19 protein-coding genes, 2 tRNA genes, 5 other RNA genes and 3 pseudogenes (1 of these 29 cut by a window edge) are annotated in these 21,049 nt (G+C 37.9%); 9 read left to right on the plus strand and 20 right to left on the minus strand.

The features are described 5' to 3' along the window. Positions 1-271, minus strand: a 271-nt coding sequence (locus tag EAE93_RS15595) for a helix-turn-helix domain-containing protein (protein ID WP_036812720.1), incomplete at its 3' end; no start/stop codon positions are given. Positions 272-603: 332 nt separating this feature from the next. Here EAE93_RS15595 and EAE93_RS15600 point away from each other — a divergent pair. From EAE93_RS15600 to gpmA, 3 genes are all read left to right on the plus strand, one after another. After that, on the plus strand, positions 604-1,089 hold the full coding sequence (locus tag EAE93_RS15600; protein ID WP_214040051.1) for a hypothetical protein: 486 nt from the start codon (positions 604-606) through the stop codon (positions 1,087-1,089). 295 nt (positions 1,090-1,384) lie between these two features. Next, positions 1,385-2,209, plus strand: a complete 825-nt coding sequence (locus EAE93_RS15605; protein ID WP_201447508.1) for a CPBP family intramembrane glutamic endopeptidase — start codon at positions 1,385-1,387, stop codon at positions 2,207-2,209. Between the two features lie 159 nt (positions 2,210-2,368). Next, complete coding sequence (gene gpmA / locus EAE93_RS15610; protein ID WP_214040052.1) at positions 2,369-3,121, plus strand: 2,3-diphosphoglycerate-dependent phosphoglycerate mutase; 753 nt, start codon at positions 2,369-2,371, stop codon at positions 3,119-3,121. A 96-nt stretch (positions 3,122-3,217) separates the two neighbouring features. Here gpmA and aroG read toward each other — a convergent pair whose 3' ends face one another. The 3 genes from aroG to nadA all read right to left on the minus strand — a co-directional run bounded on the left by aroG (position 3,218) and on the right by nadA (position 6,351). Further along, entirely contained in the window at positions 3,218-4,270 is a 1,053-nt protein-coding gene (aroG, locus tag EAE93_RS15615; RefSeq protein WP_040152302.1) for a 3-deoxy-7-phosphoheptulonate synthase AroG, read from the minus strand. Positions 4,271-4,530: 260 nt separating this feature from the next. Beyond that, on the minus strand, positions 4,531-5,256 hold the full coding sequence (pnuC, locus tag EAE93_RS15620; protein WP_040152299.1) for a nicotinamide riboside transporter PnuC: 726 nt from the start codon (positions 5,254-5,256) through the stop codon (positions 4,531-4,533). Between the two features lie 54 nt (positions 5,257-5,310). Next, entirely contained in the window at positions 5,311-6,351 is a 1,041-nt protein-coding gene (gene nadA / locus EAE93_RS15625) for a quinolinate synthase NadA (RefSeq protein WP_214040053.1), read from the minus strand. Positions 6,352-7,568: 1,217 nt separating this feature from the next. Here nadA and EAE93_RS15635 point away from each other — a divergent pair. The 3 genes from EAE93_RS15635 to EAE93_RS15645 are packed head-to-tail and all read left to right on the plus strand — an operon-like array spanning position 7,569 to position 9,838. After that, complete coding sequence (locus tag EAE93_RS15635; RefSeq protein ID WP_214040055.1) at positions 7,569-8,333, plus strand: ATP-binding cassette domain-containing protein; 765 nt, start codon at positions 7,569-7,571, stop codon at positions 8,331-8,333. Then, positions 8,323-9,075, plus strand: coding sequence for an ABC-2 family transporter protein (locus tag EAE93_RS15640; RefSeq protein ID WP_105399807.1), 753 nt, complete (start codon positions 8,323-8,325; stop codon positions 9,073-9,075). The genes EAE93_RS15635 and EAE93_RS15640 overlap by 11 nt, the downstream gene beginning before the upstream one ends. Then, the gene (locus EAE93_RS15645) at positions 9,062-9,838 is read left to right on the plus strand and encodes an ABC-2 family transporter protein (protein WP_250151051.1); all 777 of its coding nucleotides are present in this window, start codon (positions 9,062-9,064) and stop codon (positions 9,836-9,838) included. Before EAE93_RS15640 ends, EAE93_RS15645 begins: the two co-directional genes overlap by 14 nt. Before the next feature lie 287 nt (positions 9,839-10,125). Here the strand turns inward: EAE93_RS15645 and EAE93_RS15650 are convergent, their stop codons facing one another. From EAE93_RS15650 to EAE93_RS15675, 6 genes and pseudogenes are all read right to left on the minus strand, one after another. After that, positions 10,126-10,998: a tail fiber protein gene (locus EAE93_RS15650; protein ID WP_214040056.1), complete on the minus strand. Its 873-nt coding sequence runs from the start codon at positions 10,996-10,998 to the stop codon at positions 10,126-10,128. Between the two features lie 409 nt (positions 10,999-11,407). Beyond that, positions 11,408-11,791 carry a hypothetical protein gene (locus tag EAE93_RS15655; protein WP_214040057.1) on the minus strand — a complete coding sequence of 128 codons (384 nt, stop codon included), beginning with the start codon at positions 11,789-11,791 and terminating at the stop codon, positions 11,408-11,410. Beyond that, entirely contained in the window at positions 11,788-12,144 is a 357-nt protein-coding gene (locus tag EAE93_RS15660; protein ID WP_214040058.1) for a tlde1 domain-containing protein, read from the minus strand. Before EAE93_RS15660 ends, EAE93_RS15655 begins: the two co-directional genes overlap by 4 nt. Positions 12,145-12,608: 464 nt before the next feature. After that, positions 12,609-13,238, minus strand: a complete 630-nt coding sequence (locus EAE93_RS15665) for a tail fiber assembly protein (protein WP_214040096.1) — start codon at positions 13,236-13,238, stop codon at positions 12,609-12,611. Between the two features lie 228 nt (positions 13,239-13,466). Next, positions 13,467-14,213: pseudogene (locus tag EAE93_RS15670) on the minus strand (tail fiber protein); the annotation flags it as partial. Positions 14,214-14,607: 394 nt separating this feature from the next. Next, positions 14,608-15,510 (minus strand): tail fiber protein, encoded by a 903-nt coding sequence (locus EAE93_RS15675; RefSeq protein ID WP_040152891.1) that lies wholly within the window; start codon positions 15,508-15,510, stop codon positions 14,608-14,610. Between the two features lie 762 nt (positions 15,511-16,272). Here EAE93_RS15675 and EAE93_RS25325 point away from each other — a divergent pair. Both EAE93_RS25325 and EAE93_RS15685 read left to right on the plus strand, forming a co-directional pair. Further along, a pseudogene (locus tag EAE93_RS25325) lies at positions 16,273-16,407 on the plus strand (type II toxin-antitoxin system HicA family toxin); the annotation flags it as partial. A gap of 63 nt (positions 16,408-16,470) precedes the next feature. Next, positions 16,471-16,878, plus strand: a complete 408-nt coding sequence (locus tag EAE93_RS15685) for a type II toxin-antitoxin system HicB family antitoxin (protein ID WP_036812864.1) — start codon at positions 16,471-16,473, stop codon at positions 16,876-16,878. A gap of 51 nt (positions 16,879-16,929) precedes the next feature. On the opposite strand, the gene EAE93_RS25610 is transcribed toward EAE93_RS15685, so the two are convergent. Both EAE93_RS25610 and EAE93_RS15695 read right to left on the minus strand, forming a co-directional pair. Then, positions 16,930-17,019, minus strand: coding sequence for a tail fiber assembly protein (locus tag EAE93_RS25610; RefSeq protein ID WP_144408124.1), 90 nt, complete (start codon positions 17,017-17,019; stop codon positions 16,930-16,932). Between the two features lie 48 nt (positions 17,020-17,067). Beyond that, positions 17,068-18,024 carry a phage tail protein gene (locus EAE93_RS15695; protein ID WP_214040059.1) on the minus strand — a complete coding sequence of 319 codons (957 nt, stop codon included), beginning with the start codon at positions 18,022-18,024 and terminating at the stop codon, positions 17,068-17,070. Positions 18,025-18,383: 359 nt separating this feature from the next. Between EAE93_RS15695 and EAE93_RS15700 the strand changes: the two are divergent. Beyond that, positions 18,384-18,641, plus strand: a pseudogene (locus EAE93_RS15700) (helix-turn-helix domain-containing protein); the annotation flags it as partial. A gap of 246 nt (positions 18,642-18,887) precedes the next feature. Here EAE93_RS15700 and EAE93_RS15705 read toward each other — a convergent pair. The 8 genes from EAE93_RS15705 to EAE93_RS15740 all read right to left on the minus strand — a co-directional run. After that, entirely contained in the window at positions 18,888-19,205 is a 318-nt protein-coding gene (locus EAE93_RS15705; protein WP_036812860.1) for a hypothetical protein, read from the minus strand. 681 nt (positions 19,206-19,886) lie between these two features. Next, positions 19,887-20,026 (minus strand) — tRNA-Lys (locus EAE93_RS15710). A gap of 35 nt (positions 20,027-20,061) precedes the next feature. Beyond that, a non-coding RNA gene (locus tag EAE93_RS15715) (RtT sRNA) lies at positions 20,062-20,191 on the minus strand. A 45-nt stretch (positions 20,192-20,236) separates the two neighbouring features. After that, positions 20,237-20,376: transfer RNA gene (locus tag EAE93_RS15720), tRNA-Lys, on the minus strand. A 34-nt stretch (positions 20,377-20,410) separates the two neighbouring features. Further along, positions 20,411-20,530: non-coding RNA, RtT sRNA (locus tag EAE93_RS15725), on the minus strand. A 42-nt stretch (positions 20,531-20,572) separates the two neighbouring features. After that, a non-coding RNA gene (locus EAE93_RS15730) (RtT sRNA) lies at positions 20,573-20,705 on the minus strand. A gap of 42 nt (positions 20,706-20,747) precedes the next feature. Beyond that, positions 20,748-20,882, minus strand: a non-coding RNA gene (locus tag EAE93_RS15735) — RtT sRNA. 42 nt (positions 20,883-20,924) lie between these two features. Next, positions 20,925-21,049: non-coding RNA, RtT sRNA (locus tag EAE93_RS15740), on the minus strand; it runs 5 nt beyond the window's last position.

The raw sequence follows: 21,049 nt of genomic DNA on the forward strand, positions 1-21,049 counted from the left end.
GGGAAAACGCCATATCGAGGTTAATCACCGCCTGCTGCAAGGCGATGGCGTCATACGCTTTGAGCCAGGCATACCGGCGGGATTTTTTCGCCACTGACAGTAAGGGCTTGAGGTCTTTACGCGGGCTGAGGTTCACCCCGTGGCGTTGATAAGCGTGCTTCTTGATGTGGAGCGCCTTGTTGTACGCGAAACGAACCGCACCGAACTGAGCATTGAGATAATCAGCCTGTTCGGGTGTCGGGTAAATGCGGACTTTGGTGGCTCTTAACATCATCAGCGCTCATCGGTATAGTTGATGTATTTTAACCGCTTTTTTTGGCCGTGTCCCCCCCCCGGGCTGGCAATGAGCGTGATGGTTAATAACCTGAAAGCCCTACGGGCTTTTCGCCTTATATCACCGCCCGCATTGGGCGAGGGTTTACGGCGGATTTTGCTAAAAGGGATAACAACACTATTGCTAATGCTCTACGTGAAGTCTCTCTGACCCCACTTTACCCCATTGATATCGCCGCTATTTTACGCCAGCTTGACTTCCCTATTAGCGAGATTGCAATTGCACTGCACAAGCACTTCCCAACGCTTGATCCGCTAGACGTTGGTCAAATGTTGCTTGATCCTAAAGTGTATCCAGCAACAACTCGCCCGGAGTTAATCGCAGCCTTGGGTGGAGCTGGCTTTCAAGCCCAAGAAGCTGAATTAGCGGCCAATATTTTGTATCCAGTAACCATATCTGTATCTGCGGATAAACCTTGGCAGAATAGCAATGTGACAGTTAATACAAATCTGACAACCACAATTACCTATCTCAGCGGCACATGGTCTTTTAACCCACGGTATAACAATTGTCAGGCCGAAGGAGATAAGGCTCATATTGCCCAGGAAGACTACACATTGCCAGGCCAGCCAGTAGGAGCACTGGTAGGCCGTGTCGGTGAAACCGTTTTTTTGATTGGCCGTGAAGCTAGTGTCCCGAGTGGGTTATCTGGTGAATTACAGCTTTGTATCAATGATGATTTAAAAGGACGTTATGGCGCCGGATTGACAGATAATAAAGGTGAGCTGGAGGTTAAAATCAGTACACGAAAATAAACGGATTTGTACTCGATCAAACCCAACCTGACAGCCACCGATTGTTTATACAAGTGGCTGCTCTGTCCAATATATCAGAAATAAACCTTACTAATAACACAGCTTTCCCATTAACCGAATTTTGACCAAAAAATAATTATCACCGATGGGTTTCTTCTCCGACCAGTTAAAAAAGCATCGCAATTTAGTTATTATGCATTATTATTTTTTGCTCACTAAATAACATTCATCATCGATTTTTGATCTGCTTTTCAGATCGTTTTTTAATTTGTTAAAAATAAAGGGAAATTATATGATTTGGGGTTTACTTGCTACATCACTAGCGTTATTAGCGATACACCGCACAACTGCACTTATTGTTCTACTGGCTGCGATTATTACCGGATTCGTCACGCAAACTATGATTTATCCGGCAATCGCCACTATTGCGATTATTTTTTTGTTAGGTGCGCTACGTATCTATTTTCAGCAAAATAACACCATTAAAATAACCACTGAGCTGCTATTACTCGCCTTTGCAGCGGCATTATTCCTACATCTGCTCCCCGGTTTTAATAACCTGAAATATCTCGATAAAGTTCAAATAGGCCCTCATAGCGCCCCATTCTCAATGTATTTCAACTTTGACAAAGCACTCATTCCTTTCCTGCTGTTATGCTGCATGCCCGGCCTATTTACAACAAAACCACTGGCAAAGGTTCGCCCTTATGCGTGGATAATCTTGACTGTTGCCATTCCTGCACTACTCGGTATTGCAACAGCCTTGGGAGGACTAGCGGTTGAGCTGCATACGCCACAATGGTTGCCAATGTTTATGCTGGCAAATATTTTTTTCGTTTCTCTGGCAGAAGAAGCGCTATTCCGTGGCTATATCCAACAGAGGTTAAGTCAGTGGATTAACCCCTATTTTGCCCTGATCATCACCGCTTTGATTTTTGGCGGCGCACACTTCGTCGGCGGCCCATTACTGATGATTTTTGCTACGCTTGCAGGATTAATATATGGACTAGCGTGGATGTGGAGCGGCCGTCTGTGGGTCGCTGTTGGGTTCCATTTCTCACTCAATTTGGTTCATTTGCTGTTCTTTACTTACCCAATCAAGTTGGTGAGCGCACTATAAACGTGTCAAATTTGCCCGGTATCTATTCAGCAATCTGCAAGAAATTCAGCTTTCCAAGCAAATAAAGCTTGAAACAAGACTATTGATTGCTGTTCTGGTGCATAGGGCAATATAATGCGTTCAATTATCATTAAGTTTGATTTTTAAGGAGTTTAAGCTATGGCTGTCACTAAACTGGTTCTGGTAAGACATGGCGAAAGCGAGTGGAACAAAGAGAACCGTTTCACTGGCTGGACTGATGTCGCATTATCTGAAAAAGGTCGCGCCGAGGCTCAACAAGCAGGGCAACTGTTGAAAGAAGAAGGTTTTGTTTTTGATTTTGCCTACACCTCGGTGCTAAAACGCGCTATCCATACGCTGTGGAACATTCTGGATCAAGTTGATCAACAGTGGTTGCCGGTTGAAAAAAGCTGGAAACTGAATGAGCGTCATTATGGCGCTCTGCAAGGTCTGGACAAATCAGAAACCGCAGCTAAATACGGCGATGATCAGGTTAAACTGTGGCGTCGTGGTTTTGCTATCACCCCACCAGATTTAACTAAAGATGATGAACGTTTCCCAGGCCACGATCCACGTTATGCGAATTTAAAACCAGAAGAGTTACCCGTGACTGAAAGTCTGGCAACGACTATTGAACGCGTGATCCCTTACTGGGAAGAAGTTATCAAACCGCGTGTCGCTCAAGGCGAGAAAGTGATTATCGCAGCGCACGGTAATTCTTTACGCGCTTTGGTTAAATATCTGGACAATATGAGCGAAGAAGCCATTCTTGAGCTAAATATCCCAACAGCAGTACCTTTGGTTTATGAATTCGACGAAAACATGCAACCAATCAAACATTACTATCTGGGTAACGCTGATGAAATTGCAGCAAAAGCCGCGGCAGTAGCCAACCAAGGTAAGGCAAAGTAATTTCCTTGCTATAAAAAATTGCTGACAGCGTATTTTCCAGCAAACATAAAAAACCGGAGTTGTCGATTCCGGTTTTTTCACATTGGAAAAATGTTATCAGCCACGACGCGCTTTTATTGCCGACGACAATTGACGTAACAAAATTTCAGTGTCAGCCCAACCAATGCAAGCATCAGTAATACTTTTACCGTATACCAATGGCAGACCGCTATCCGGATTCTGATTTCCCTCTTCCAAATGACTTTCTACCATGACACCAATAATCGCTTTCTCCCCAGCGATAAGCTGCCGACTCACATCTGAACACACATCCATTTGTTTTTTAAATTGTTTACAACTATTGGCATGACTGAAATCAATCATAATCCTTGCCGGCAAACCCGCTTTTTCCAGCTCTTGTTTCACGGCAGCAACATGTTCGGCACTATAATTCGGCTCTTTACCACCACGCAGGATAATATGACAATCGTTGTTTCCGCTGGTATTCACAATCGCGGAATGTCCCCACTTAGTGACAGAAAGAAAACTGTGGGGGGAACCTGCCGCATTAATCGCATCAATGGCAACTTTTATCGCACCATCGGTGCCATTTTTAAAACCAACCGGACAGGAAAGACCAGAAGCCAACTCACGATGGACCTGAGATTCCGTTGTACGAGCGCCAATTGCCCCCCAACTCATCAAATCGGCTAAATACTGTGGAGAAATCATATCCAGATACTCACCCGCAGCCGGTAGCCCCATGTCATTAATATCCCGCAACAACTGACGAGCTAAACGCAAACCGTCATTAATATCAAAACTGTGATTCATATGAGGGTCATTAATTAACCCTTTCCAGCCAATGGTTGTGCGCGGTTTCTCAAAATAAACTCGCATGACAACTTCCAGATCCTCTTTCAGCTCCTCACGCAATTCATTCAGCCGCCCGGCATATTCCATTGCTGCTTTAGGATCATGAATAGAACATGGCCCAATCACAACCAACAGACGATCATCTTCCCCCGTCAGAATTTGATGAATCGTTTTGCGAGCCTTACGTACTGTAAATGCAGCCTTTTCAGTTGCTGGAAATTTTTCAAGTAGTGCCACAGGAGGTAATAATTCTTTTATCTCTTTAATTCTTATATCATCATTCTGATAATTCATAGCCCTCTCTCATCTAACATCTTTGTATATTTAATTAAAGCAATCTTGTGATTTTAATCTAACTGTTAGAAGCCAAACTGTAAATATTCTTTGTAGAGAATAAATAAATCAATGCTTAACTCAAGACATAGCAAGATATAGTTAAATGTGGTTAGCTCTATTCTTATGGTTGAAATATCTTTAGAAATGAGAATTATCAAAGTAAATACCTAAAAATATGCCAGAAATCGACAAAACAATTCTCTGGCATAGTTAGGAAACTATTTCCTATGGGATAATGGCAAAGAATGGTTTTCCTTAGCTGCCTGAATCCACAAACGGGAGCCATTAAATGCAATGCCCAACAGAATCACATACTGCAACGACATTGCCAGCACGCCTTGATGGAAATAGATAACAACGCTTATCACATTGATAACTATCCACACCAACCAGTTTTCAACATATTTGCGGGTCATCAGAACCATTGCCACAATGGATAGCACCGTCATTGTCGAATCCCAGAATGGGAACGCATCAGGCTCCAACATCGGCATCTGAACATTAAAGCCAAATTTTTGCATCATCATAACGGCAATCTGAGTCAGATAGCCAAAGACCCGATCAATATTAAAAGTCATCATGGCAATTAATAGCACAGAAATTAGACCAATTATTGCCGCCTTATTCAAACTTAACCAACGTATTTTAAGTTCAATCTGCTGCTGCTCATTAACCCTGCTCCAGGCATACCAACCATAAATATTTGCCGCAAAGAAGAATAATTGCAGCAATAAACTGGCATAAAGTTGAATTTGAAAGAAAATCACAGCAAATAATGTGACATTAATGAGTCCAAACAAATAGTTAATTATCTTCTCCTGACTGGCAAACCAAATACATAACAAACCGGCGATCGTACCTACTGCTTCAATCCACGATAAATCATATCCTCCCTTTCCCAGAGGTATATTGACTAATATGTTGTTAATACTGAAAAAATCCATCTGTTATATCCTATTATTATCTACAATAAAATATTACTCTCACTATTCAATTTCCTATTTTAACTGAGTTGCAAAATCAAGCATCCTATTTAAAGGAAGCAATGCCTTTTCCCGCAATTCTTTTTCAACCAATATTTCATGCTGATCCCCTCCCCGTTCCAGTCCCTGAACGATGGCTTGTAAGCCATTCATTGCCATCCACGGACAGTGAGCACAACTACGGCAACTCGCCCCCTCCCCAGCCGTAGGCGCTGCAAATAACTGCTTCTCAGGACATACTTGCTGCATTTTATAAAAGATACCTTTATCTGTTGCCACAATCAGTTTCTGATGCGGCAAAGATTGGGCGGCTTTGATTAATTGACTGGTCGAGCCAACAGCATCAGCCAGATCAATAACAGCTTGCGGTGATTCAGGATGAACCAATACCGCGGCATCGGGATACAGACCTTTTACCCTGATCAAAGCCTGAGTTTTAAATTCATCATGAACAATACAAGCCCCTTGCCAACAAAGAATATCGGCTCCTGTTTGTTTACGGACATAATTCCCCAAGTGGCGATCAGGCGCCCAAATTATCTTCTTCCCCTGACTATCCAGATAATCGATCAGCTCAACAGCAATACTTGAAGTCACAACCCAATCCGCTCGTGCTTTAACGGCTGCTGATGTATTTGCATAAACCACGACGGTACGATCAGGATTGTCATCACAAAACTGGGTAAACTCTTTTTCAGGGCAACCAAGATCTAGAGAACACTCAGCTTCCAACGTTGGCATTAAAACGCGCTTCTCAGGGTTGAGAATTTTGGCGGTTTCTCCCATAAATCGCACACCGGCAACTAATAAAGTAGAGGCGGGATGCTTATTACCAAAACGAGCCATTTCCAGTGAATCTGCAACACATCCTCCGGTCTCTTCTGCTAAAGCCTGGATCTCAGGATCGGTGTAATAATGTGCAACCATAACAGCATCCTGCTGTTTCAGAAGGCGTTTAATTTTTTCACGGCAATGTTTTTTTTCATCCTTACTGAGAAAAGCAGGTTTAGGAGGGAATGGATAAATAGTTGAATTAAAATCAATATACTGGTTCATTACGCTGACTCACTGTTTAGTATATGGTTTTAAAAAGCGAAAACTTTGGTTTTTAGTCCGAAAATCCGCCTAGTTTTGTTTAATATACTAAACAAAATGATCGATTTATAGTAATTTATCGCGAGATATTTTCGTCTGTGGTGAAGGCTAAACAGAAAACAGAAAACAGAAAACAGAAAACAGAAAACAGAAAACAGAAAACAGAAAACAGAAAACAGAAAACAGAAAACAGAAAACAGAAAACAGAAAACAGAAAACAGAAAACAGAAAACAGAAAACATTATTATATTTTTAAATGCTGTTTTGTTAAAGTCATTTATTAAATTATTTTTTAATTAAAAAGTAAGAAGATTTTCGGCATGAGAATCATTTTACCGGTTTATCATCTTTTTAACAGCGAATTAAAATTAATAATAAATATGTTTTCTAGAAAGAGAGTTAATTGAATTCAGTAGAAATCCATTAACCATTAACAGTGAGTTAAAAAAATTAGAACACAAAAACATTATCCTAATAGACTGGTATTTAAGTGTTTTCTCTCCGTTATTTTATGAAGTAAACCATAAAAGATAGCAAAATAAAAAAGCGGTGAAAACGGTTAATATGGCAGGATTTAAGTTCTGAGAGAACTTGATTATCCGAAAAAACATAAAGGGTAGCGACTGATGAAAACCACTTAAGATTGTCAGTAAAGATAGAAAGCGAGTATGATTAATGTTTTTAAACATAAAACCAGATATACCATGATGATTAAAATTGATAAAAAGCAGACGTAAAAAGTGGTAAAACAACTGTTAAAACCTGATACCGATTAAACCCTGGAGTTAAAACTATGACTTTTAACAATCGCTTAAAACCCATCCACCATAAAACCACCAGTTAAAACCGGTGGTTTTAAATTTTTACATAAAAGAGTAAGTACAACATCTAATAAAGAGTCCGCTCTGTGATGTGGTTCAGCATTTTTGTTAACAAACTTGTTTTCTAATTTGACAACAAATATTAATTTTAATATAAATTCAGTTAAAGCCGCTATATTTTAAGTTGGCATTTATAAACTAGTGAAATATTAGATAAGTTATTTTTGGATCAAGATTATGCGAAAGGAATAATGAATATAGATAAAGAGAAATTTATTGTTTATGGTAGAAATAGTAAAGTAAAAGAATATATCATGCATAATAATGACATATTACTTACAAAAATAGTAAATTAAAATGATAAAAATCACTGATTTATGCTTTAGTTATAAAAGTAGAGAAATTAAGAAAAATATTTTTAAAAATATATTTTCATTAAATGAAGTCGAAGTGGTTTTATTTGAAAATATAAATATTGAAATATTTAACGATAGCAAGATTATAGGATTACTGGGGAAGAATGGCGCAGGAAAAACAACTTTAATAAAACTGATTTCCGGTATTTTAACTCCAAATTCTGGAAATATTACCGTTTTTGGCATTAATTCAAGAGGAAGACCTCTTAATCTTTTATCTAATCTTGGTATCGTTTTTGGCAATAAACCAATGCTTTGGGAGGAGCTATCCCTCTATGAAAATATTGAGCTTTTTTCTAAGATATATAAACGTAATTATGATAAGAATAGTGTTGATAATATGATAGAAATGTTGAACCTTAGAAGTATAGCAGAAAAACCTGCAAAAACGTGTTCTTTAGGTCAATCTGTGAAATCCAACTTATTAATACACTTTCTTAATAGGCCAAAATTACTGATATTGGATGAACCAACTATCGGATTAGATATAGAATCACAAATTCTATTACGCAATATATTAAAAGATTATGCTCAAAATAATGAAAGTAAAATACTAATTACCTCACATAATATGATAGATATTGCAGATGTTTGCAAGGATATTATCTTCTTGAAGGATGGTGAAATATCAAAAATAAATCTAGATAAGAATAATTCGAAAGAAAAGAATGCACTATATCTAGAGGGACTTTTCTGTGATAATTAAATTTTCTTTTATTGAAACCATTAGGGCGAAGAATATAATATTTGGTTACTTATTTATAATTATAACATTATATGCGGTTGAACTATCTTTTTGGGACACCATGACAAAATCAAATGGTTTTGTTAACTATACGCATGATGAGATAATAGTTTATATATTATGGTCTGTTATTATATTTCAATTAACAAGTATTACCGGGTTTCCAGAAAATTTATCGTTCCATATTGAAGATGGTAGTATAGATAGACTAATTACAATGCCAAAATCAATACTATTATATTATTCGGAATATGCTTTGGGGCAGATATTAGCTAGATTATTTATAATGTCACCATTAATTTTATTCATAATTATATACCAAAAGGACATTCCTAATTTTATATATCTATTTATTTCTTTATGTATAGGGTTGTTTATCAACTTGTACTTAACAATGATATTGTCATGTATGGCATTCAAATTTAGAGGCTCGTATTCTTTTATAATTATTAAGGATACTTTATCATGGGTCCTTTCAGGTGCGTTAATACCATTAGATGTGTTTGGTGATTCTTTAAAATCAATATTTAACTATATTCCATTTCAATACATTACCTATATTCCAGTTAAAATTGCGACAAATTCAACATCTATTTATTTTATATTTAATGGATTTTTAATCATGATGCTCTTAATGATGATTTTTAATTTTATCTGGAATTATATGTTAAAATACAATCAAGGGTATAATGGCAATGCTTAAAATTATATTTATTGGTTTTAAAAGTGGATTGTCAGAAGCAAAAAAAAGCCCATTAAATTTTTGGTTATCCGCTTTTGTTAATTTTAGTTACTATATAGCACAAGCTTTCTTTTGGTATGCTATTTTAAATTCACAATCTTCAGGTTATATTTTATCTGATGATTTTATTATTATATTTTTTACTACGGTATGTTTAGTCGATAATTTTTATCTTTTTTTATTTGGTAAAGGAAGCCTCTTGCTGGTTAAAAAAGTCAAATCATTAAAATTAGAACCTCATTTAACGTTACCTATAAATACTCAATTCTTATATGTCGCTACAAATATTGCATTTGAGCATTTTTTGTTGTCATTCCTATCTTTAGTATTATTTTTTACTGTACATATTTACCTTGGCACTAATATTTTGTTGGTTTTTTTACATTTTATAATGGCATTAGAGGGAGTCTTAATACTTACTTCAATTACATGGATCATAAGAACAACAATATTTTGGACAAATTCATTAATTAGTATTAAAAACTCAAATCCTTGTTTTAAAGTATTGGTGAGACCTGAACAATCTTTTCATGGTGTAGTTCGTTTTATTTTAATGTTCATACTTCCGTGTCTATTTATAACGGGTGTTCCAGCTTCAGTAGCAAGTGGAATAATGAGTATGAAATGGTTTTTTATTCAAACTTTGGTAACATTGATTTTAATTTTTATAGCGAAATTGGTTTTTGATATTGGTGTTAAAAGGTATTCAAAATATATCACGTGAAGAAACCTAATGAAATTTGGAATTATTTCTGGAAGCCATAGAACGCATTCTAATTCAAGTAAAGTTGGTGATTTCTTAGATTCAATTGAAATAACTAAAAAATTTACTTTTATTATATAGTGATAACTAATTAGTGCATAAACCAGCATCGCTAGTGTCAATATCCGCTGGAAACGGTGACACTTTTTGTATTTCTGAATTAAGGCCATCTGGATATAAAAATAATAAAAAAATAAAGCCAAACTAACCGGCTTTATTCTTACTTTAAGCTGTACCGCCCACTAAAATTACGCTGCCCTTACAATATAGTTAAATGCCACGTTACGAGGTCTATTTTCGTTAGCGGTTGGGACTTGTCTTGATGCATCAATGTCAAAATAGGTAAGATCAGAACTAGCGCCGCCATTTGCTGAACGTGTTTCTGCCGTAGCATATCGTGACGATGCCATGACCCCAATCACAACAGGCGTCTGAGGAGCACCGCCCATCTGGGCATGTATAACTTGAGTCGATCCCGTAATATTTCTGATTGCATCTCCCTGCCAAGACAAAAGCCCACGACCACCATCAACACCTCGATTATCATCCCATCCGCGGATAAATTCTCCTCTTAAATCAGGTAATCTACCGCTAGGATAAGCCTCCGCCAACTTCGGATACTGTAATTTATTAAAAGGTGAACCATTACAAATGAAATAACCGAAAGGTGGATAGATTAGCGGCCAGGGAATAGGAGAACCCACAGGTATATTAATCTCTTCACGTAATGAATTTATTACGTCCTGAACAAGCTTTTGTGTAACCGCCAATGTGTCACTATTGCCAATCACATTTGTCAGCTGAACCACACCTTTTTGTGTTAATGAAGCACTGGGAATATCTGTTGTAATTTTTTGTTCTATCGCCTTATTTAACTGAGCAGTAAGTTTGGCTACATTTCCATCATCCAGAACATCATTGCCAGATCGTGTCGCAATAAAATCAGCGACGACAGATGATATGGTTGATGACTGACGTAATACCTTATTTAACAAGTGGGTGGGAACATTATCCGGAGAGAATCCTGTCTGCAACCCCTGGCTTTGTTCATATTTTTCTTGACTAATGACATTCGCATTATCACTAATAGAAAAAGCTTTAAAATCATTTTTAGAATTCATATATTTTCCTTAAATTAAATAATGTGACTTTATAATCAACATTTTGAATTATTGTAGAAATAGTCTCCTGCAATTCAGGCTAATCAAAGTCTAGTTCAGGAAAAATATAATACTGTGTTCTTATTACTTATAAGGTTAATCGTTTTTGTATCATTGGCAGTAATAAGTAGTTCAACATTTTAGAATCTAAAATATCCCGCCAATTTATATTTAATATTTGGAAATTATTTCTTTATTATTTCTTCTATTTCATCCTGTAAAACCCCATGCAAGAATATCGATGTTACTCTGAAATTTCACCGCACAAATACGACACATTATCCTCTCTATTTCAGTTTTCAGAATAAAAATAAAGCCGGGCTAACCGGCTTTTATTTCCTTATCTATTCCGTTGCTTGATAGAATTGGTTTATGGAATGACTATAATACTAGGATCTGTTAACGAACATTCGATGTTTGATACTAAGGTGACAGCAATAATATTTACTGTCGAATTTCTTGATTTATCAAACAAAGAAACCTTTATCACCTCAGTAGAGAGTTTTTCCCCTTCCACTCCATCATTTAACGTAATTATCCTACCATTGTGTTTCAGAGGAAGTTCATTTAACAGAATGCTAGCACTCTTTGAGATATCAACGTTATCAGACTTAATAATACCTTTTTGTTCAGCTTTCTGTATTACTTGTTGAACATTCCAACCGTTAATATCTGCACAATCATCAGATCTTGTTCCCGCCACAGCGTTAGCAGTAAAAAGCATCGCAGTTAATATCAATATTAATCTTTTCATTCGACAACCAAATCCGTATTGTGCGAGAGCAATATCTCACGTCGTATATCTCTATTAAGAATTATACAACCTTCTGATGAATGTTGGGGATCTTTTCTGCTAGCACTGTGAATTCTAAAAGCACTACGTCCATGCATATCATTACAACTACATGGGGCAAGGATAATAGTCATGGGGCCTTTTGAGTTATTTTCACCGGTTATTTTATAATAACCTCTGGGTATAGGACCTAAGCTTTTTATACCTTCTGATGCAGGATTATTCTTATGTATACCCTGACCACTCCAACCGTGGCCAATAAGCTTTGTATCGTGATAAATTTCACCGCTGTACTGTTGATAAATCCATGTCATAGTGAGTAGTTCTACTTGAATATTAATAACAAAGTTTCATTTCTACAAATCAAGTGAAACTCATATAGTTCATCAATTAGACAATAGCATATCTGGATAGTTCTTATACATTCCTAAAATAACTGCATTTATTCTCCATACCTTCCTGTAACTTTTTTTGCCTCCGGTTCCAAACTGAATCTTCTGGCATCTAGACACAAGTATCTGGTATTGAAGATTTTTGTTTCCACACTCTGCGGTATATGTGGGCAAGCTGGTTGATACAATCCAGAATCACTTTCAGCATTACACAAGAAATGGGGGAGTTGGGAAAGTGCTTCTATGATACGCAGATATACGCATTTGTTGCCAGTACATCTTGCCATGCTAAGAATATTGACACTATTCTGCAATTTCATTGCACAAATACGACACATTACTCTTTCTCTGTTTTCAGAGTAAAAAATAAAGCCGGTTACCCGGCTTCAATTACTTGGCTGCTCCGGCCACTCAATATCAGGAGCTTGCAGAACATCAACACGACTCAATAATACAAAATACTTTTTCCAAGCCATCAATACTATTTTCTCTGCTTCCGTCGCCATTTCAACATCAACGGTATGTTGCAGTAATGTAACTACTTCATTTGCATGTTGACGCAATGTATCTCGCTGTTGCTCTGCTTGTTCAATCTGACTGGCTTTTACTGCGGCCTCATCAGTGACCCACTCTTTTCCGGTCCACTTATCAAAATGAGTAGCAGGTTTCTTGAATGTTAGCGTATCTGATAACTCACCGATTTCTGTTATCTTAATCGGCAAATGAGTTTGCGTGCTGTAAGCTATTTTCCCCCTATAATCGGGTACAATTTCCCAATATTTACCATCTTCACTACGACAGACCGCTTTGTTATCAGAATCTGGAAGTTCTGGCGCATCAGTATAGGAACTAGCTGGTAGCCCTACTCCTTCCATTAAATATTCCGGGCGAGTAAAAATAAACTCACGGGAATACGGTGCTGCATGATAAATTGTCAGCCAGCCGGCTTTTTTTGCTAACCCATCTTTACCTAATACTGCCGTTTCAGGTTCTAAAGAATTTTTTTGTTCAGCCATTATGCCGCATGCTGCTCTCACTACGTAATTAAATGCTATATTACGGGGACGGGTGACACCAAAAAAATTTGTATCTGTAATCCAATTTCCTGCTCCTCCTACTCCTCGTCCATTTACTTTAACATTCCCGGCTGGAACATCCCAATTCAGTTCTGCTCTATTATTTAGCGAGAAGTTAACAACACAATTAGGCGGATTATTAATTTCTTGTACTAAATAAGACCCTTCTTGCCAAGACAAAATGCCACGTCCACTATCAGCACCTCGACTATCATCCCAACCACGAATAAACTCTCCTCTTAAATCAGGTAATCTGCCATCAGGATAAGCTTCTGCTAACTTTGGGTACTGTAATTTATTGAAAAATGCGCCGTTACAAGTGAGATAGCCGATAGGTGGATAAGGCAATGGCCAAGGAATTGGAACACCAACAGGAATATTATTAGCTTCTTTATTTTGCTTATCTATTTCTTCTCTCGAATACGCTCCCACATCCGCCGCATTCAAATTAATATCCTCATCTAACACTTTACCATTCACTTTTCGACTATTAAGCACTCTGCTATTAATATTTTCATACAGTGAGTTTACTATTTCCTGAACCAATTTTTGCGTCACTGCCAATGTATCACTGTTACCGACCTGATCAGTCAATTGAACAACACCTTTTTGTATTAATGAAGCACCAGGAATTTCTGTTGTAAATTTTCGTTCTAACGCTTTATTTAGTTGAGCGGTAAGTTTGGCTATATCACCATCATCCAGAACATCATCACCAGATTGTGTCGCGATAAAATCAGCAATGACTGATGATATTGTTGATGATTGACGTAATACCTTATTTAACAAGTGAGTGGGAACATCACATGATGTAAACCCAGTCAGCAAATCCTTATCTTCTTCATATCCTTCTTGACTAACTACATTTGCATTATCACTAATAGAAAAAGCTTTAAAATCATTCTTATGACTCATGTACTTTCTCCTTAAATTAAATCATGTTATTTTATAATCAATATATTGAATTATTGTAAAAATAATCCTCCTGCAATTTAATCCAATTAAAGTCTAGTTCATAAAAAGAATGTAGTTCAACATTTTTAACTCGAAAATATACTCCTCAAATTTATATTTAACATCTGGAAATTATTTTTCTCTTATTCTTTCTATATCGTCCTGTGACTCTTTCTATTTTAAATTCCAGACTGAATCTTCTGGCATCTAGACACAAGTATCTAAGGATATTGATACTATTCTACAATTTCATAGCATAAATACGACACATTATCCTTTCTCTATTTTCAGAATAAAAAAATAAAGCCAGACTAACCGGCTTTATTCTTACTTCAAACTGCTTCGGCCACTATAATCATGCAGCCCTTACAACGTAGTTAAATGCAATGTTACGGGGTCTATTTTCATGTGATGTTCTCGCAACATTTGAATTATCAAAATAGATTACATACCCGGTACCTGCAACTTGCTGATAAACGATTGTACGAGCCGGTCCTTCCGAAAACACGCCGCTCGTGCTGTCATGCGGTCGCGTCATCATGCCGATGTTATTACCGCCTTCAAGTGCCCCACCTAATTTCTGCATTGTATCTGTTTGCCACGTACCGCACATGCGACCGGGATCAACACCACGGCCATCATCCCATCCCCGGATAAATTCGCCTCTTAAATCAGGTAATTTACCGTCAGGATAAGCTTCCGCCAACTTCGGATACTGCAATTTATTAAAAGATGAGCCGTTACAAGTGAGATAGCCAACAGGTGGATAAGGCAACGGCCACGGAATAGGAGAACCAGCAGGAATTTCACTGGCAGCTTTAATCCGGTTATCTATCTCTTCACGAGTATAAGTATACTCACGTAATGAATTTATTTCTTCCTTAACAAACTTTTGCGTCACTGCCAATGTATCACTATTGCCAATCACATTTGTCAGCTGAACAACGCCTTTTTGTGTTAATGAGGCACTGGGAATGTCTGTCGTAATTTTTTGTTCTATCGCTTTATTTAATTGAGCGGTGAGTTTGGCTACATTTCCATCATCAAGAACATCATTGCCAGATTGTGTCGCGATAAAATCAGCGACGACAGATGATATGGTTGATGACTGACGCAACGCCTTATTTAATAAGTGAGTGGGAACATTATCTGGAGAAAACCCTGTCTGCAACCCCTGGCTTTGCTCATATTTTTCTTGACTAATTACATTTGCATTATTACTAATAGAAAAAGCCTTAAAATCATTCTTTTGACTCATATACTTTCCTTAAATTAAATCATGTTATTTTATAATCAACACCTTAAATTATTGTAAAAACAACCCCCTATAATTCAGGATAATAAAAGTCTAGTTCAGGAAAAATATAATACTGTGTTCTTATTACTTATAAGGTTAACCGTTTTTGTATCATTGGCAGCAATAAGTAGTTCAACATTTTAGAATCTAAAACATACAGCCAATTTATATTTAATATCTGAAAATTATTTTTCTCTTATTCCTGTCATTTCATAGAAAAACTTCGTAAGCAATTAGCGTAAGAAACTACGGAAACGGGGTATTAAACCGAAAAGTTGAACTTTTTTGAAATGGCAACAGGCATCTAATTCTGAGTGCCTCTTTTGCGAATTGCTCTAATGATTTTATGTGAGGGTCTTAGCCTATCGTAATCCTAACAGGTTTCCCTAGCCAGTACACCTCAGAATCTAAAAAAATAAAGCCGGGCTAACCGACGTTATTTACTAACCACACCTTTCCTCCTTTTTATATATTTCTGATAACCAATTATCAATGATATTTGAAGCTTCAATTAGTGTAATTGGATGTCCGTTATCACCTTTTCGGCCTCTGATTGTTACATTGATCATGTTTCACACCCATAAAAAGTAGGCATAACACCCACAAATATATTGATAATAGAATTAATGTATAGGTATTATACTCATACATTAACCAAACGGAGGATTTATGGGTAGTGCAGAGCTAATAAAACTCCTAATAGCTGACTGATGGGTTAAGGCCAGACAAGACGGTAGTCACATCACTCTAACTAAACCCGGTGTTGCAAAAATAATCACAATACCGCACCCAAGAAAAGGCTCATCAAAAGGTGTTATCCGGCAGGCACAAAATATTTCAGGGCTGAAATTACTATGATAACGGGCACAGTTATGCCGCCCTTTCTATGCAAAGCTCATGATCAAATTAAGAGGTAATACTATGATTTATCCACTCTTTATATTTAAAACAGAAGATGGGTTTGACGGTTACTTCCCCGATGTTGAAAGCTGTTTCTTTGCTGGCAATACCTTAGAAGATGCTATTCGGGATGCTGAAAAAGCGTTCGCGCAGCACATGGAAGTTTTAATCGAACACGGCGGCTATGTCCCCGCCCCTAAAAACTCTTCTGATTACATCGGTGATCCTCGCTTGTCTGAAGATGGAGGGGTTATTGCCCTCATCGAGTTAGATCCAGCGAAATATGAGTCAAAAGCCATAAAGTTCAATTTAACTATGCCTGGCAATCTATTAACTGCCATAGATCGCTACATTGAAAAAAACGGACACTACAAAAACCGCTCTGCTTTTCTAGCTGAGTTAGCCAGAAAAGAAATAGCTCACCAGTGACAGATTTAGTTTTCAGAATAAAAAATAAAGCCGGGCTAACCGGCTTTGTTATTACCTCAGTTTATCCAGCCATTCAATATAGGAAGCTTGTAAAATATCTGTTATGCTCAGTAATACCCGATATTTTTTCCATTCAAGCAAAACGGCTTCTTATATTTTTGGCTTTTAAAGAGTATTTTTATTCGGCGATTATGCTGCTCTCACTATGTAATTAAATGCAATATTGCGGGGACGGGTTTCGTGACCGCCGGTATTGTTAGCAATTGATGTAACAGTTGCGTCACCTGTAACATCCCTACCGAGCGGGTATTGGTATCCATCTACAGGTCCTTGATAATTAGAAAGGTATTTTCTTCTCTCATTCCCTTGAGAAAGTTGTATTCTTTTTGTGTTGTCAGTCTGTGCGCTTAAAATAATACGACCACTATCAACACCTCGACTATCATCCCAACCACGAATAAATTCTCCACGCAGGTCAGGTAATTTCCCTGTAGGGTACGCCGCCGCTAATTGTGGGTAAGCTGTTTTATCGAACTCTGCTCCGTTACATTGCAGCCACCCAGCTGGTGGTATAACTGTAGGCCAGGGAATAGGAACACCCACAGGAATATTATTAACTGCATTGACTAGATTATTAACTTCTGCCTTGGTATATGCACCTATATCCTCAGCCTCTAAACTAATGTCAGTAGACAATGTTTTCCCATTCACCTTTCGGCTATTGGGCACTCTGTCATTAATATTTTCACGCAATGAACCTATTATTTCCTGGGCTAGCTTTTGAGTGACAACCAATGTATCACTATTGCCCACTACATCTGTAAGCTGAACAATACCTTTCTGTGTTAATGAGGCATTTGGAACTTCTGCTGTGATTTTTTGTTCTAGCGCTCTGTTTAATTGGGCTGTGAGTTTAATTATATCACCATCATCTAGAATATTATCGCTAGATTGTGTAGCGATAAAATCAGCTACCACAGATGATATAATTGATGACTGGCGAAGAACTTTATTTAATAAATCAATAGAAATAGTATTTGGTGGAAATCCAGTCAGTAAACCCTCACTTTCTTCATATATTTCTTGACTAATTATATTCGCATTATTACTAATAGAAAAAGCCTTAAAATCATTCTTGTGACTCATGCACTTTCTCCTTAATTTAAACAATGTTATCTTATAATCAATATATTAAATTATTGTAAAAATAGTCTCCCTTTCAATTCACACTAATTAAAGTCTAGTCCAAAAAAAGAATGTGGTTCAACATTTCTAAATCAAAATATACCCTATAAATTTATATTTAACATCTGGAAATTATTTTTATTTTATTCTTTCTATTTCATCCTGTAATTTTTTCTATTTTAAACTCCAAACTGAATGTTCTAGCATTTGGAAAAAAATATCTAATCGGTAAATGAAAGTGATGACACTGGAAGATTTCAATAATATGATGGATCTACCGGGTTAACGCGGTTATCGACAAAGTAGAGCCAGAGTGAACAATGAATATTAAACCCATTAGAACAAAACAAGATTATCAAGAAGCATTAAAAACTGTCGCTTCTCTGTTTGATAATCAACCTGAAATCGGCACACCTGAATTCAATTATATGGAAGTTATGGTTCTATTGATTGAAGCCTACGAAGCAGAACACTATCCCATCGACCCACCAGACCCAATCGAAACTATCAAATTCAGAATGGAACAATCTGGATTGACGGCCAAAGATTTAAAGCCGGCAATTGGTAAAACAAATCGAGAACACTGAGAAGTCGCCAGGACATGAGACAGGCATAGAGTGTTTGTGTCCACCGATTGCTCAACCAATTCAATGAGATCTCCTCTATGCCTGTTCTTAATGTATGACAGAACTTTTTCCCCGTACGCCTTAGCACCATTTCACAAATATCGACAGAATGCCCTGACTAATGCCACTGTAGTGCTGATCAGAGGTGTATCATGATGTTGACCAGCCTTGGACATTTTCTACCGGGGCCCACTCAGATTAAAGGAGAGGATTATTATTCGATCCAACCTCCACTTCAATTTCTGCGTTTAAATAACTGGCGAGATTAGTAGCTGTAACTTTATAGTAGTAAATAAGATTAGGAGGCGGTATAAGTATTTCACTTCTGCCGGGATAGATCTCTATAGAATTATACAGAGTATAATCTCCGACTAAGGACGCCCAGTAACCACTCACTTTAACTAGCGCTAAACTAACGTTTTTTATAGTTATATGAGGTTGATGAGCGGGGACTAATATACTGCCGTTCTTATAAATATCAAGAGTCTGATTGGGGTTTATATATACTCGTGCCATTTTATTGTTTCCTTATTATTACGGTTATTTGACTGTTTATATAGCATGTGACCTTATCGGTGAAATTTAAATTAGCATTTACTCCGAGTAGTTAAATATTGAACTTTATCAGTGACGTAAAAATAATAAGATAACCTCATTGTCATATCAGTATTAAATGATTAGTAAGCAGAATGTTTTCTGGAGCATATTAAATATCAGTATTAAAATCAGCCAGGTTAATTATGAGCTATACATTGGTATACTTCTAGAAATGAAATAATGATGAATGTCGTTTAGACGTTTAATTTTAAAGTAATAGATATGTTTGTAATTTCAAAATTTTGGGTTATTTATTACTATTAATTACATGTAATGGTTAATCATTTGAGATGTAAGAATATTTCATTGTTATTTATCAAAATTAGACTATGTTTTTAATGAATTGTCAGAGGTTTTCTACAGTAATAAATATATTATTTATAGAATAATATGATAGTTTCGAATAGTAAGTGCAACATAATTACCCTACAAGTAAATAAGTTCGCATTCTTTTAAACAATTTATTGTGGGCTTTGCAATTACATGTTGTTATCCCGCTTCGCTCGGCTCGAACCTGCGACCCATTGATTAAAAGTCAACTGTTCTACCGACTGAGCTAACGACCCATCTAGGGAATTGGTTTTGAATGAAGCTTTAAGATGGTGGGTCGTGCAGGATGACTCGGCCTGGAGCCTCGCCCTTCGGGCCAGCGCTTACGCGCTGTTGTCTCGCTTCGCTCGGCTCGAACCTGCGACCCATTGATTAAAAGTCAACTGCTCTACCGACTGAGCTAACGACCCATCTGAGGGATTTGTTTTTGAATGAAGTTTCAAGACGGTGGGTCGTGCAGGATGACTCGGCCTGTGGCCTCGCCCTTCGGGCCAGCGCTTACGCGCTGTTGTCTCGCTTCGCTCGGCTCGAACCTGCGACCCATTGATTAAAAGCCAACTGTTCTACCAACTGAGCTAACGATCTATCTAGGGAAATGGGTTTTAAATGAAGCTTTAAGATGGTGGGTCGTGCAGGATGACTCGGCCTGTGGCCTCGCCCTTCGGGCCAGCGCTTACGCGCTGTTGTCTCGCTTCGCTCGGCTCGAACCTGCGACCCATTGATTAAAAGTCAACTGCTCTACCGACTGAGCTAACGACCCATCTAGGGAATTTGTTTTGAATGAAGCTTTAAGATGGTGGGTCGTACAGGATGACTCGCCCTTCGGGCCAGCGCTTACGCGCTGTTGTCTCGCTTCGCTCGGCTCGAACCTGCGACCCATTGATTAAAAGCCAACTGTTCTACCGACTGAGCTAACGACTTATCTGAGGGATTTGTTTTTGAATGAAGTTTCAAGATGGTGGGTCGTGCAGGATGACTCGGCCTGTGGCCTCGCCCTTCGGGCCAGCGCTTACGCGCTGTTGTCTCGCTTCGCTCGGCTCGAACCTGCGACCAATTGATTAAAAGTCAACTGCTCTACCGACTGAGCTAACGATTTATCTAGGGAACTGAGTTTTAAATGAAGCTTTAAGATGGTGGGTCGTGCAGGATGACTCGGCCTGTGGCCTCGCCCTTCGGGCCAGCGCTCTCGCGCTGTTGCCTCGCTTCGCTCGGCTCGAACCTGTGCGACTCATTAATTAAAAGTCAACTGCGCTACCGGCTGAGCTAACGACTTATCTAAGGGAATTGGTTTTGAATGAAGTTTCAAGATGGTGGGTCGTGCAGGATGACTCGGCCTGTGGCCTCGCCCTTCGGGCCAGCGCTTACGCGCTGTTGTCTCGCTTCGCTCGGCTCGAACCTGCAACCCATTGATTAAAAGCCAACTGTTCTACCGG

The organism is Photorhabdus akhurstii (assembly GCF_018448925.1).
Lineage (GTDB): Bacteria > Pseudomonadota > Gammaproteobacteria > Enterobacterales > Enterobacteriaceae > Photorhabdus > Photorhabdus akhurstii.

Bases quoted from the DNA above. Each gene is read 5' to 3' on its own strand.
- EAE93_RS15600 (WP_214040051.1), top strand. From the start codon at position 604: ATGTTGCTTGATCCTAAAGTGTATCCAGCAACAACTCGCCCGGAGTTA.
- gpmA (WP_214040052.1), top strand. From the start codon at position 2,369: ATGGCTGTCACTAAACTGGTTCTGGTAAGACATGGCGAAAGCGAGTGG.
- aroG (WP_040152302.1), bottom strand. From the start codon at position 4,270: ATGAATTATCAGAATGATGATATAAGAATTAAAGAGATAAAAGAATTA.
- pnuC (WP_040152299.1), bottom strand. From the start codon at position 5,256: ATGGATTTTTTCAGTATTAACAACATATTAGTCAATATACCTCTGGGA.
- nadA (WP_214040053.1), bottom strand. From the start codon at position 6,351: ATGAACCAGTATATTGATTTTAATTCAACTATTTATCCATTCCCTCCT.
- EAE93_RS15635 (WP_214040055.1), top strand. From the start codon at position 7,569: ATGATAAAAATCACTGATTTATGCTTTAGTTATAAAAGTAGAGAAATT.
- EAE93_RS15645 (WP_250151051.1), top strand. From the start codon at position 9,062: ATGGCAATGCTTAAAATTATATTTATTGGTTTTAAAAGTGGATTGTCA.
- EAE93_RS15650 (WP_214040056.1), bottom strand. From the start codon at position 10,998: ATGAATTCTAAAAATGATTTTAAAGCTTTTTCTATTAGTGATAATGCG.
- EAE93_RS15655 (WP_214040057.1), bottom strand. From the start codon at position 11,791: ATGAAAAGATTAATATTGATATTAACTGCGATGCTTTTTACTGCTAAC.
- EAE93_RS15660 (WP_214040058.1), bottom strand. From the start codon at position 12,144: ATGACATGGATTTATCAACAGTACAGCGGTGAAATTTATCACGATACA.
- EAE93_RS15665 (WP_214040096.1), bottom strand. From the start codon at position 13,238: ATGGCTGAACAAAAAAATTCTTTAGAACCTGAAACGGCAGTATTAGGT.
- EAE93_RS15675 (WP_040152891.1), bottom strand. From the start codon at position 15,510: ATGAGTCAAAAGAATGATTTTAAGGCTTTTTCTATTAGTAATAATGCA.
- EAE93_RS15685 (WP_036812864.1), top strand. From the start codon at position 16,471: ATGATTTATCCACTCTTTATATTTAAAACAGAAGATGGGTTTGACGGT.
- EAE93_RS15695 (WP_214040059.1), bottom strand. From the start codon at position 18,024: ATGAGTCACAAGAATGATTTTAAGGCTTTTTCTATTAGTAATAATGCG.
- EAE93_RS15705 (WP_036812860.1), bottom strand. From the start codon at position 19,205: ATGGCACGAGTATATATAAACCCCAATCAGACTCTTGATATTTATAAG.